The 12,544-nt window shown below is 42.1% G+C and carries 9 protein-coding genes; 3 read left to right on the top strand and 6 right to left on the bottom strand.

The genetic code is table 11. The features are described 5' to 3' along the window. Window positions 1-45 precede the first annotated feature (45 nt). A complete protein-coding gene (locus tag SJY28_RS03485; RefSeq protein ID WP_379543445.1) occupies window positions 46-864 on the top strand; it encodes a hypothetical protein in 819 nt (272 codons plus the stop codon). Window positions 865-1,058: 194 nt separating this feature from the next. Here the strand turns inward: SJY28_RS03485 and SJY28_RS03480 are convergent, their stop codons facing one another. Beyond that, on the bottom strand, window positions 1,059-1,859 hold the full coding sequence (locus tag SJY28_RS03480) for a crotonase/enoyl-CoA hydratase family protein (protein WP_379543444.1): 801 nt from the start codon (window positions 1,857-1,859) through the stop codon (window positions 1,059-1,061). A gap of 229 nt (window positions 1,860-2,088) precedes the next feature. Here SJY28_RS03480 and SJY28_RS03475 point away from each other — a divergent pair, with 229 nt between their 5' ends. Together SJY28_RS03475 and rlmF are read left to right on the top strand one after the other, a co-directional pair. Continuing rightward, entirely contained in the window at window positions 2,089-2,844 is a 756-nt protein-coding gene (locus SJY28_RS03475) for a LysE family translocator (RefSeq protein WP_379543443.1), read from the top strand. Between the two features lie 87 nt (window positions 2,845-2,931). After that, the gene (gene rlmF, locus SJY28_RS03470; protein WP_379543442.1) at window positions 2,932-3,969 is read left to right on the top strand and encodes a 23S rRNA (adenine(1618)-N(6))-methyltransferase RlmF; all 1,038 of its coding nucleotides are present in this window, start codon (window positions 2,932-2,934) and stop codon (window positions 3,967-3,969) included. Between the two features lie 106 nt (window positions 3,970-4,075). Here the strand turns inward: rlmF and SJY28_RS03465 are convergent, their stop codons facing one another. The 5 genes from SJY28_RS03465 to dnaA all read right to left on the bottom strand — a co-directional run bounded on the left by SJY28_RS03465 (window position 4,076) and on the right by dnaA (window position 12,081). Continuing rightward, a complete protein-coding gene (locus SJY28_RS03465) occupies window positions 4,076-4,702 on the bottom strand; it encodes a manganese efflux pump MntP family protein (RefSeq protein WP_379543440.1) in 627 nt (208 codons plus the stop codon). Window positions 4,703-4,828: 126 nt separating this feature from the next. Then, window positions 4,829-7,444, bottom strand: coding sequence for a DNA topoisomerase (ATP-hydrolyzing) subunit B (gene gyrB / locus SJY28_RS03460; protein WP_379543439.1), 2,616 nt, complete (start codon window positions 7,442-7,444; stop codon window positions 4,829-4,831). 511 nt (window positions 7,445-7,955) lie between these two features. Further along, window positions 7,956-9,167, bottom strand: a complete 1,212-nt coding sequence (recF, locus tag SJY28_RS03455) for a DNA replication/repair protein RecF (protein ID WP_379543438.1) — start codon at window positions 9,165-9,167, stop codon at window positions 7,956-7,958. Window positions 9,168-9,305: 138 nt separating this feature from the next. Further along, window positions 9,306-10,481, bottom strand: a complete 1,176-nt coding sequence (gene dnaN, locus SJY28_RS03450; protein ID WP_379543437.1) for a DNA polymerase III subunit beta — start codon at window positions 10,479-10,481, stop codon at window positions 9,306-9,308. Window positions 10,482-10,641: 160 nt separating this feature from the next. Continuing rightward, the gene (gene dnaA / locus SJY28_RS03445) at window positions 10,642-12,081 is read right to left on the bottom strand and encodes a chromosomal replication initiator protein DnaA (RefSeq protein ID WP_379543436.1); all 1,440 of its coding nucleotides are present in this window, start codon (window positions 12,079-12,081) and stop codon (window positions 10,642-10,644) included. Between the last annotated feature and the right edge of the window lie 463 nt (window positions 12,082-12,544).

Below are 12,544 nucleotides of genomic sequence, written 5' to 3'. Positions count from 1 at the left end.
CAGACTATCTAATAAGCCATTAAGGCTAACAAAAAGGAATGAAGAATGAAAATGGACTTGTTACCGAAATCAGTACTAAAGATTAGTGCCCTCACCTTTGCCATTGCCGCAACCGCTTCTTGCACTGCTATGGCAACAGGAACTGACCATCAGACTGCAAACGCAACTAGCAGCACTGCTATCACTCTCGGCAATGCTGCCACGACTAGCGGCACCAATGATACCGTTGCCATCGGTAGTCAGGCCAATGCAGGATTAAACTCAGCTACTGCCGTTGGCGGTCAAGCTAACGCTGCTGGTCTAGGCTCAACCTCTATCGGCTGGCAGTCAAAAGCCACCGCTGAACGTGCACAAGCGTTTGGTCATCTAGCCAATGCTAGCGGTGTGCGCTCTACTGCTGTCGGTGAAGCAGCCATGGCAGGTGGCAATAATGATACGGTTGCTGTCGGTAATAAAGCCAATGCAGGTCTAAATTCAGCCACTGCCGTAGGCGGTGAAGCCAATGCTGCTGGTCTAGGCTCAACCTCTATCGGCTGGCAGTCAAAAGCCACCGCTGAACGTGCACAAGCGTTTGGTCATCTAGCCAATGCAAGCGGTATGCGCTCTACCGCTGTTGGTGAAGCGGCTATGGCACAAGGCGCAACTTCGGTGGCGGTCGGTAATAAATCTATGGCAGGCGGCATGAACAGTATCGCTATCGGTAACGAGGCGAAAGCATCCAAAGACAATCAAGTCGTCCTAGGTAACGCTGGACAAGTGCAGTCGAGTACCGCAGCACAATCAGGTACGGTCAGAATCGTCACGATCGATGACAACGGCACTTTGGGTACTATGATGGTTGACTACTACCAAAAAGCTAAATAATTATAGTTGAGTGGTCAACACTGACGCTATTGTAGTCAGTCATACTCGATAAAATAAAAAAACCTCGCGATTGCGAGGTTTTTTTAGATGGTATGTTCGACTAAATATGATCTATACGGAAGTTTAAAATATAACTCCACATATCGATCTTTTATCTTTTGCGTATGAGAAATAACTCTTAAAGCATATTAGTATTAATACCCCTTAAACTCAGCTTCCCTTCTCTCAACCATCGCCATTACGCCCTCTTTTGCATCTTCTGAATGAAACAGCGGCGGCAGATAGCTATGAATATTAGCCAGTGCCGTCGCTGCGCCATTACGGCTCGCATCTTGTGCGGACGATAACGCGCCTCTGACACCTAAAGGTGCAGCTTTACAGATCTCTTGGGCAAGCGTTAATGCACGCTCATACTCAGTCCCATTTGCCACCACTTCACTGACCAAATTCAGTCTATCTGCCGTTTGCGCATCGAATGCTTTACCAGTAAGCAGATACGGCATGGCTTTTTGCCAGCCTGCCGCTGCGACAAAGCGTACCGTTGCCCCGCCAAATGGCATGATACCGCGCTGGACTTCCATTTGAGCAAAGTTGCAGTTATCACTAGCGATGACCACATCACTATTTAGCATCAGCTCGATAGCCACAGTGAAGCAAGTACCTTTTACCGCGACGACCACTGGTTTGGTACGCAGTTTTCCACTGATACCCCATGGATCGATTTGATCATCACTAAACTCAAACACGCCATCGTTTAGCTTGTCTTGTAGCTCTACCAAATCTAGCCCAGCGGTAAAGTGATCACCATGGGCAAATATCAGCGCACAGCGTAAGTTATCGTCCGCCTCGTAACGGGTCATGGCGTCAGACAGTTGACCAATCATATGACTGTCAAAGGCGTTGCGTTTATTGGCACGGTTTAGCCCGACAAGGCAAACATGGCCTTGCGTGTTATAAGTGATGCGGTTTTCTGTGGCGTTACTATCCGTAGTCATGGTTCCATCCTTGTTAAAGTAATCATTGGCAGATAATGAGTGGTTATATAGTCAAATCTCGATAATTTATCGGTAGAGATTGAGTGATAAGTCACCTTTAATATAGACACCCTCTTTCTATAACACAAGCAATAGAGATGACTCGCATAGTACAAAAATCGATAAAAGTTGACCTCATTTACGATAAGTGCAACTATGTTGCAGGTCTAAATATGGTTCAGAGTATTTTATGGAATTTTGGCACGGTTTTTTGCTCATCACCAGCGTACATCTATTAGCTGCGGCCTCGCCTGGCCCTGATTTTGTCTTAGTCTCGCAGCAGACATTAGCAAAAGGCCGACGCACAGGTTTGATTTGTAGTCTCGGTATTACCTTGGGTCTTGCCGTTCATATTATCTATTCTGTATTAGGACTGGCGACTGTTATTGCTCATTCGCAGCTGTTATTGACTACTATTAAATGGTTGGGTGGCGGCTATCTGATTTATTTAGGTTGGCAAGGTATCCAAGCTAAGCCTAAAAAACCAGCAGAGTTAGAGACCGTTCAACTTTTTGAAAAAACACATCCTTTGGAAAAAGCAGGCCCGCAAGTAGGTTCAAGTGCTCACGTTTCACAAGATTTGCTTACTAGCCAAACCACACCTACAGCCAAAGAAACCACTATCGAAAAATCGCCTAGTAATGGCGAATCTACCTTTGCAACGTTGCGTCGCGGTTTCCTTTGTAATGTCTTTAATCCTAAAGCCCCTGTCTATTTTGTAGCCATTTTTACTCTTGTATTATCGCCTGACATACCGCTTTGGCAATTGGCTATTTATGGTGTATGGATGATGGTGTTACAGATGGCGTGGTTTAGTACGGTCGTCATGCTACTCTCTATCCCTGCGGTACATCGACGCTTCCAACGATTTGAGCATTGGATCGACCGCGTATTGGGTACTGCGATGATCGTATTAGGGCTTAACTTGATATTGCGTCACCGATAAGCGACCGATAAAGCGCGGATAAACAATTAGCAACCTGCGAAATCTGCTACACTGGTTACTTATATCCATATATCGTAGCCTGACATTATGACAAGTAAGCCCATGACCCGTAACCCTGCAAATAGTAAACACAGAAACAGATCTCCTGCGACCGCAAAGAAACTCGGTCAGCTGCACCCACGCAACCCGCACCAAGGTCGTTACGACTTTGCGGTATTGACTCGCGCCTTACCCGAGCTTGCTGACCACACCATTACAAATCCTAAAGGTGAGTCGACGATTAACTTCTCGGATCATCAGGCTGTTCGCGTGCTGAATAAAGCACTGTTGGCGAACTATTACGGGGTTAAATTTTGGGACATTCCTGAAGGCTATCTATGTCCGCCTATTCCTGGACGTGCCGATTATATTCACTATATCGCGGATTTACTGGCGCAAACCACTCACGTAAACGCCGATAACACACCGCCAACAGGTAAAGAAATTCATGCGCTTGATATCGGTACTGGTGCCAGTGCTATCTACCCTATCGTTGGTAGTCAAAGCTATGGCTGGCGCTTTACAGCAAGTGACATTGACCCTATCTCAGTCAACACCGCAGCGCTGATTTGTGAAGCCAATCCAAAACTAAAGAGTGCGGTCAAAGTAAAGCTGCAGCCTGAGCCTAAGTTTATCTTTAAAAACATCATTGGTCGTCAAGATTATTTTGATGTCGTGGTTTGTAACCCTCCATTTCATGCTTCATTAGAAGAAGCGATGGAAGCCAACAGTCGCAAGCAGCACAATTTACAGCGTCATCGTGGTAAGAATGAAAGCGAGCAAATCAGCCGCAGTTCAACCAAATCAGGCAACGCTGCGCAAAACCTAAACTTTGGTGGTCAGCACAAAGAGCTATGGAGTGAAGGTGGCGAAATTGCGTTCTTGACCAAAATGGCAAAAGAAAGCCAGAGCTTTGCAGAACACGTTGGTTGGTTCACAACCTTAGTATCGAAATCTGAAAACGTTAAGCCATTGCAATTATTATTAAAGCAGCTAAATGTCGCTCAAATACGTATTATCGAAATGAGCCAAGGTCAAAAAAGCACTCGTGTACTAGCTTGGCGTTTTGACACTGACGAAGAGTAATCACTAAGCAAAACTACTAACTTGAGTTTCACGTGAAACAAAAAAGCACCGTTTAGATATTCAAAGCGGTGCTTTTGCATTTATGGAAAGTGAAAATCTAAATGACTTAGCTAAAAAACATCACTTTTAGACCAATCGCGATAAGCACGATACCGCCCAATGCTTCAGCTTTATTTTCTAGCCATGTGCCTGAGCGATGTCCCAAATAGATCCCGAGCCAGCCAAATATAGCGGTTACTACAGCGATAATCAAGCAAGCTAACCACGCGTTCAGTACCAATAAATTCAGCGTAAACCCTGCCGCCATTGCATCAATACTAGTTGCAACTGCTAACGTAAACATAGTGCGGTGATTGATATGTCCATGCTTACTCGTGGCTGTTACTGTATCACTATCAGTGTTAATAGCATCATCATTGACGTCCAGATCATCATTGTCAGTATCTGACTCATCGGCAGTAAACACTTCGTAAAGCATTTTGCCACCTAGAGTAATCAAAATAGTGCCGCCAATCCAAGGTGCAGCAGCGGCCAGCCAACCCAACATTGCTGCACCCAATAAGTATCCAATAAGAGGCATGATACCTTGAGCGATACCAAAGTAAAGCGCAGCATAGATAGCCAAGCGCAGTACATATTGACGACTGTATTTTTGAGCCTTAGCACCCAACCCTATCGACACTGCAAACGCATCCATCGCTAAAGCAATAGCGAGTAAAATTACTTCAACCATTTGATTCCCACAAATTATAATTATTAAGTAATAGCAACGCTAACAAATGAGTTTCACGTGAAACAAAAATACCGCCTTGAATATCAAAGCGGTATTTTTATAAATTATCAGTAACCAGTTTCAAATTTAGATATCTAAGTTCGACACTGTTAGCGCATTTTCTTCAATGAAGATACGACGCGGTTCAACGTGATCACCCATTAGACAAGTAAACATGTGATCAGCAGCGATAGCATCTTCGATAGTGACGCGTAGCATACGACGGTTTTCAGGATCCATCGTCGTATCCCATAGCTGATCGGCGTTCATCTCACCTAGCCCTTTATAACGCTGGATAGCTAGACCACGACGCGCATCGAGCATCATTTGTTGCCAGAGGTAATCGAAGTCGCGTACTGGGATGTCTTTAGTCGTCCCTGCACTTGCTTCACGGCGGATAAAGGCATCGCTCTCAAGCAACGTATTCCACTCGCTTGATAGACGTAACAACTTGCCATACTCACCCGAGTTGATAAAGCTAGCATCTAACAGATAATGGTGTGCCAGTTGATGCACATATACCGTAACGCGTGGTAGCCACTGTGCCTTGGTAGATAAAGCTTCACTATCTGACGCTTCGCCTTCTTCAGTACCTACTACTGGCGTCATACCCAATAAATCTGCTGCGGCTGCATCCATATTTTTTGGCTGCGGCGCATGGATATTAACCAATTCAATCTCAGGGCTTAGATCGCTACCGAAGTAATCCAGCTTAGTCTGCATTGCTGCTTTCCAATCCTGCATAGCAGACTCATCATAAGTCATATCAGTGCTAAGTTTTGGCGTATGCGTCAATGCGTCCAAAATCACCGCTGGGAAGCGAATCTGCAAACGCGCCTTGATCAACTGTGTCTGGTTGTAGTCGTTAAGCAATGTCTCAAGCGCTTGACCAGTAATCGCAGGCGCATCAGCACTGATATGTAGCTTGGTATTGTCAATTGTTGAAGACAATAGATACGCTTTAAGCGCTTCGTCATCTTTTAGATATAACTCTTGACGACCTTTTTTTACTTTGTATAGCGGTGGCTGAGCAATATATACATACCCGCGCTCGATTAATTCAGGCGTTTGACGGAAGAAGAACGTCAATAACAACGTACGAATATGCGATCCATCAACATCGGCATCGGTCATGATGATGATTTTGTGATAGCGTACTTTGTCAGGATTATACTCATCAGGACCAATACCACAACCTAATGCAGTAATCAGGTTACCCACTTCAGCAGACGATAGCATCTTGTCAAAACGAGCACGCTCGACGTTTAGAATCTTACCTTTTAGTGGCAAAATTGCTTGTGTTTTACGGCTACGACCCTGTTTAGCTGAGCCACCTGCAGAGTCACCCTCCACAATGTATAGTTCAGATAATACTGGATCTTTTTCTTGGCAATCGGCTAACTTACCAGGCAGACCTGCGATATCCAAAGTGGTCTTGCGACGTGTCATTTCACGCGCTTTACGAGCCGCATCACGTGCACGCGCTGCATCGATAATCTTGTTAGCAATAGCTTTACCAGCACTTGGATTCTCTAACAGATAGTCATTGAACTTGTCATGCATGGCTGATTCAACAGCAGATTTCACTTCGCTTGATACTAGCTTGTCTTTGGTCTGACTTGAGAATTTTGGATCTGGTACTTTTACAGAGACAATTGCAGTTAAGCCTTCACGAGCGTCATCACCCGTTGCAGCAACCTTTTCTTTTTTAAATAGGTTTTCACGATCCATGTAACTGTTCAGGCAACGCGTCAATGCTGAACGGAAACCCGATAAGTGAGTACCACCATCTTTTTGCGGGATATTGTTAGTGAAGCACAATACTTTTTCGTTATATGTATCTGTCCACTGTAGCGCGACTTCTACGCTGATACCGTCATCTTGCTGACTGGTAAAATGGAATACTTCATTGATGCCGTCTTTACCAGCATTAATGTAACTAACAAACTCTAGCAAGCCACCTTTATGCTCAAACTCGTGACGCTTATCAATACGCTCATCAGTCAAAACAATACGCACACCAGAGTTCAAAAATGATAGCTCACGTAAGCGTTTTGCCAAGATATCGTACTCAAAGATCGTACCAGTAAACACATCACTGCTAGGATAAAAGCGGATTTGTGTACCTGTTTGATCGGTTGCTTCCATCTGTTGGATATCGCTATCAGGTACACCATCAGTATAAGTCTGATGGTAGTGATAACCTTCACGCCAGATATTCATCTCAAGTTTTTGAGACAAAGCGTTAACTACTGATACACCCACACCGTGCAAGCCACCTGACACTTTATAGCTATTGTCATCGAACTTACCGCCTGCATGCAAGACAGTCATAATAACCTGTGCCGCTGATACACCTTCTTCTGGATGAATATCAACAGGCACCCCGCGACCGTTATCCATCACACTGACAGATTCATCTTCGTGGATGACAATATCAATCTGATCACAGTGACCGGCAAGCGCTTCATCGATAGAGTTATCCACTACCTCAAAGACCATATGATGCAAGCCTGTGCCATCATCGGTATCACCGATATACATACCAGGACGTACACGTACGGCCTCTAACCCACGCAATACGCGAATATCTTTAGAACTATAATCAGAAGGCAATACTTCTGAGACTACAGTAGGCGCAGCCGCTTCAGTAGCACCGTTGTCTATCAATTGCTCGTGGTCAATAGGTAATGAATCACTCATGTACATTCCTTAATCTAGCCATAATCAGCCATTTACGATTAGCGCACTTATAAAAAGTCCACTACATAATGGCATCTTAAAATTAACGTTTATTATTCATAATCTAGAGTGCATGTGAGCAGCTAAACCACTAACCACCGTTAGCCTTAAAAAAGGCTGCACAGAGATAAAATCAACAAATTACTTATTAGTAATAGTCTTTGTTTTTCTAGCCATTGTTAAAACTATTAAAATAAATAAAATACATAATTATCAAATACTTATAGATAATTTAAAAATAGAAATTTTTTCTATGATGCTATCAAATAAATTGCTGAGCACAGGACAAAAATAAAGGGTTATTTTAACATTTTTTTGCTTCTAAGTCACTGTTTACTGAGAGTTTTACGGTCTGAGGAAGGTTGTTTTAACATAGTAATTGTTAAGACAAATAGTAGTGGCTAGTGTACTGAGTAATGAGAGGTGAAAGTAGATAGGTTATGGTCAAAAGTATAAGCAGAAGAATGAAATATTAGTTAGTAAGCAGAATCTCACCTTGTTTCACGTGAAACACATTTGGTTGTGGCCAAAGTTCATTAACTAAAGGTAAAATATCATCTGTCAGACTGGTCATGAATACTTGGCAAGGGAGTTTAGCAAGGGTCGATAGTAGTATTTCTATAGCTCTATCATCTAGTTCTGCAGTGATATCATCTAAGAGCACAATAGGTGTCGCTCTCGATGATAAATCATCATTGAGTGAGCTACTGCGCTCTTCATCGTTTAGCAACAGTGGCAGTTGCGATAGGCGCAGTGCCGTGATGAGCAGTTTCTTTTCACCGCGAGACAATACATTTGCTGCCTGCTCTTTCAAAGTCGGTAATTTGGTTTGAATACTATGTGCTGAAGCTGCTGTTCTGTGATCTGTCGTTTGGTCGCTTATAGACTCATCAGAACGCCAATGTACATGAATATCAGCACGATGATTGCCTATACGGGTATATCCCAATTGCAAATCCTGCTCTAACCGCTCATTAAGCTGCACATCTAGTGCGACACTGGTGTCGTAACCAGCGTTATAGCTTAGGCTCAGTTGCTCAGCATAAGATGGCAATAGCTGTATGATGCTCTTGGCAAAATAAGGCTGCCATTCAGTAAATACTTGCTCGCGATAATGATGAATCAAAGCAGCATGATTGCTCAGTCCTTTATCCCATGATTTCAGCTCAGCAAGCTGTACTTGGGTTAAATGACGAGTAATTTTTAGTAAACTATTGCGCTGTTTTAGGAGACGTTGATAAGCCATCCATTGTGGATGGAACCCTTGTTTCATGTGAAACACTAACCAATCTAGCAGCTGTCGACGGCTCGCACTTCCCTGCTCCAACATATCCATTGTCGATGGATCTATCAGTAACGTGGGTAACTGCTCTGTTAAGATACTTTGGTTGTAAACAGTGGTTTGATTGAGACGTAGGATAGTCGTAGCATCGGCTTGCTTTTGAATCGCTAAAGTACGACTATCATTGAGCTTAGCATGAACAGTCGTGTTATTTTGATGATGCTGGATATAACGTTTAGGCTGGTGATGACGAAAGCTCTTACCTCTTGATAATAAGAATATAGCTTCTAGCAACGAGGTTTTACCGCTGCCATTTGCACCGATAATAACGTTGCAAGCAGCAGGCTCTAAGCTAATTTGAGTAAGGTTTCTAAGATGGGATATTTGTAGACGTTCAATCATAGTATCGATAGCCGCCCATTAAAGCCTGCTATTTCATCAGGCAAAAGTTTATTAAAAATAAATATTCAGTATTGGAAACCAAACTCTTTGAAACGTACTATTTCTATTCGATTTTATTTATTTCCAAAGAAAAACTCACTATATACGCATTGGCATAATGACATACTGATGGAACTCATCATTTAGTTGATTGACCAATACAGAGGCATTCGATTGGCTCATATGCATTTGTAAATCGCCTTGGATGACACCTAATACATCTTGCAGATAAGCAGCGTTAAACGACAGCTCCATCGGCTCACCTTGATACTTAGCTTGTATCATCTCTACTGCTTCATCCTGCTCAGCATTGTTGGCACGTACTTCGACCATACCATCGCTAGCAAAATTAAAGACCACACCACGAGATTTTTCATTACTCAAGATGGCAACACGACGTAGTACGTCTGTCATTTTTTCTTGACTGAATAAAGCCAGCTTGTCAGTATTGCTCGGCATCACACGGCGATAATCAGGGAACTTACCATCAATCAAACGCGCGGTAAATGTCACCATTAGATCTTGGCTAACTTGCCCTGCACTATCGACATCACCAAATGGTAAGCTTACTTGTAGAAACTCTCGACCGAAGCTCAGAGTAACTACGTTATCCTGATCACCCAACATTTTACCAAGCTCAGAAGCTAAACGCTCAAGTTCGATCACTGCCTTACGTGGCAAGATAGCTTGCATATTGAGATCTGCACTTACATTGATAACACTACGGGCTAATGCCAATCTATGGCCATCTGTTGCTACCGTTGTCAGTTGCTGCTGTGAAACGTCAAACAACATACCTGTTAAGTAATAGCGTACATCTTGAATTGCCATCGCAAACTGCGTTTTGTGAATCAAATCTGTCAGACGATTACGGCTAATAGTCAGAGGGGTGATATTTTCAGGGTTACCCAAGCTCGGATAGTCTTCGCTTGGCAATGTTCCTAATGTAAAACGGCTTTTACCACTAGTTAACAAGCAACGCTCATTTGCTTGAGTTGCTAGATTAACTTGCGCCTGTGCAGGTAGCGATTTACAAATATCTTTTAGCTTGGTTGCAGGAAGCGTCGTTGTACCTGCTTCTACACAAGCACCCGCAGGCAATTTCAATATCGATGTCAGCTCTACCTCTAAATCTGACGCTGTTAAGATAAGCTCAGAATCTGATAGCTGTAGCTTGATATTACCCAATATAACCATATTGTGGCGTTTATCAGCGGCTTTGGCGATCAAGTTGATAGCTTTCAGTAACGATTCTCGATTGATCGATAATTGCATGCTTAGTTACTCTTATTTGAATGATTCTTTTATAAAAATTTGTCGTAATGACTCAATAATACCTTGTCTGCTGACGATAATCTACAGAGCATCTGTGCACTTGTATTTTCGATATTATAAACCATCTGTATCTACTAAAACACAATGATATCTGGCGCTTTTATCCTGCCTGTAACATTAGAGCTAGGGTTTTATAATCCTTATCAAATGCAGGATCGGCTGCTCTTAACTCATTTACTTTATCGCAAGCGTGCATCACCGTCGTATGGTCACGTCCACCGAACGACTGACCAATTTCAGGGAAGCTATCGCCTGTTAATTCACGCGATAAAGCCATCGCTATTTGACGTGGTCTTGCAATACTACGCGTACGTTTACGTCCCATGATATCTTTGACCGTGACATCATAGTATTCAGCAACTATCTTACGAATGTTATCCATATTTACTGCCTGCACACGCATCGCAACGATGTCTTTTAGTGCGTATTGCACCATCTCAAGAGTAATCTGTGCCCCTGTTAAGTTAGCATTGGCAAACACTTGATTTAAGGCACCTTCTAAACGTCTGACATTAGACACCACATTTTGTGCAATGAATAGTGCACATTCCTTTGGCAATACCATACCGTAGGAGGCTGCTTTTTTCTGCAGAATTTGCACTCGAGTATCAATTTCAGGAGGATCAACGGCGACTGTCAAACCCCAAGAAAACCGCGATCTAAATCGTTCATCAAATTCTGTCATTTGAGAGGGATGTCGATCAGAGGCTAAAATAAGTTGTTTGTCTCCACTAGTAAAATCTGCAAATAATGTTAGAAACTCATTACTACTTTTAGTCTTTCCTGCCAATACATGAATATCATCTACAATCAATAAATCTACTTTTTTTATTTTCTTTTTGAAATCTTCTATTTTATTATTTCTTAATGAATAAACTAATTGATTTATAAATTTCTCAGAAGTGAAATAATAAAAACTTTGATTATTTTTTAAATAACGATGAGCTACAGAATGCATTAAATGCGTTTTTCCCAATCCAGAATGGCCGTATATAAATAAAGGATTGTGACGATTTTTTGATTGGCGCTTACCAAGCTCATAACAAGCCTTGTAAGCCAGATTATTGGATTTACCTGTCACAAAGGTTTCAAAAGTAAATTCGGGGTTCAGATAGCTTAATGACTTTGTATCAGCAGACTCAACTGGTTCATTATGACGCATGTTCGCGTCGATATCTGCTTTTGCATTGTTATGATGAATAGATTCAAATTTATGTTCGGATGGGGTAGGGGAGACCTCATCTTCTACAAACAAAGAACCTGATTGACTGTTATCTTCTGCATTGCGGCCAGCATTATCAACACGTACGACGACCTCTTCAATACTACCTTGACTGTGTTTGGTCACCAACTGCTGAATATCTTGAAGATGATTCTTCTTGATATACGTCACAAAATAATCATTGGGAGCAAGAATAATCAAAGTTTGTGCTTCTTGATGAGCTGACAGAGGTCTCAGCCACATAGTAAACACGTTGTCTTTGACGTTATAACGCAAATCGTTTAGACATTTATCCCAAATATTTGCTGTGTCTATCATGAAAAGTACTGACCTTGTAATCTGAAATAATAGTTATTTTTTAGCAATATAAATTGCTACCTAAGCCTCGATATTACACGTAACAACTAACCAAAGAGTTCGTACTGATATCCTATACGAAGGTGCATATCAAGTAGCGCCTAATTTAACACAGATACCCTGTGGATAAAACCTTGTTTTTTGTGGATAAGACTGTGGATAGTTTTGTGCATAACTTTCATAAGTTAGTTATCCATATTTAACCCACAGTTTATCCACAGGCTTACCCATAGCCTAGTAAATTGATAATAAAAGGGAAAACAGACTTAACCACAGATAATCATGGTCCCAATAATAACAATATTATATTTATATTAATTAATTATTATTATAGTGTTTGAACCAACCTGTGGATAACTTTATAAATTATAGAATATATAACTATAAAATTTGGTTAACTAGAAATAGGTTTTAAGGAAATATC

The sequence above is a fragment of the Psychrobacter sp. R86515 genome (assembly GCF_042466315.1).
Taxonomy (GTDB): domain Bacteria; phylum Pseudomonadota; class Gammaproteobacteria; order Pseudomonadales; family Moraxellaceae; genus Psychrobacter.
Note: the sequence above shows the minus strand (reverse complement) of the source record. Positions and strands in the feature narration are given on the sequence as shown.

Coding starts and splice junctions, on each gene's coding strand:
- rlmF (WP_379543442.1), top strand. CDS start 2,932: ATGACAAGTAAGCCCATGACCCGTAACCCTGCAAATAGTAAACACAGA.
- dnaA (WP_379543436.1), bottom strand. CDS start 12,081: ATGATAGACACAGCAAATATTTGGGATAAATGTCTAAACGATTTGCGT.
- dnaN (WP_379543437.1), bottom strand. CDS start 10,481: ATGCAATTATCGATCAATCGAGAATCGTTACTGAAAGCTATCAACTTG.
- SJY28_RS03480 (WP_379543444.1), bottom strand. CDS start 1,859: ATGACTACGGATAGTAACGCCACAGAAAACCGCATCACTTATAACACG.
- SJY28_RS03485 (WP_379543445.1), top strand. CDS start 46: ATGAAAATGGACTTGTTACCGAAATCAGTACTAAAGATTAGTGCCCTC.
- SJY28_RS03465 (WP_379543440.1), bottom strand. CDS start 4,702: ATGGTTGAAGTAATTTTACTCGCTATTGCTTTAGCGATGGATGCGTTT.
- recF (WP_379543438.1), bottom strand. CDS start 9,167: ATGATTGAACGTCTACAAATATCCCATCTTAGAAACCTTACTCAAATT.
- SJY28_RS03475 (WP_379543443.1), top strand. CDS start 2,089: ATGGAATTTTGGCACGGTTTTTTGCTCATCACCAGCGTACATCTATTA.
- gyrB (WP_379543439.1), bottom strand. CDS start 7,444: ATGAGTGATTCATTACCTATTGACCACGAGCAATTGATAGACAACGGT.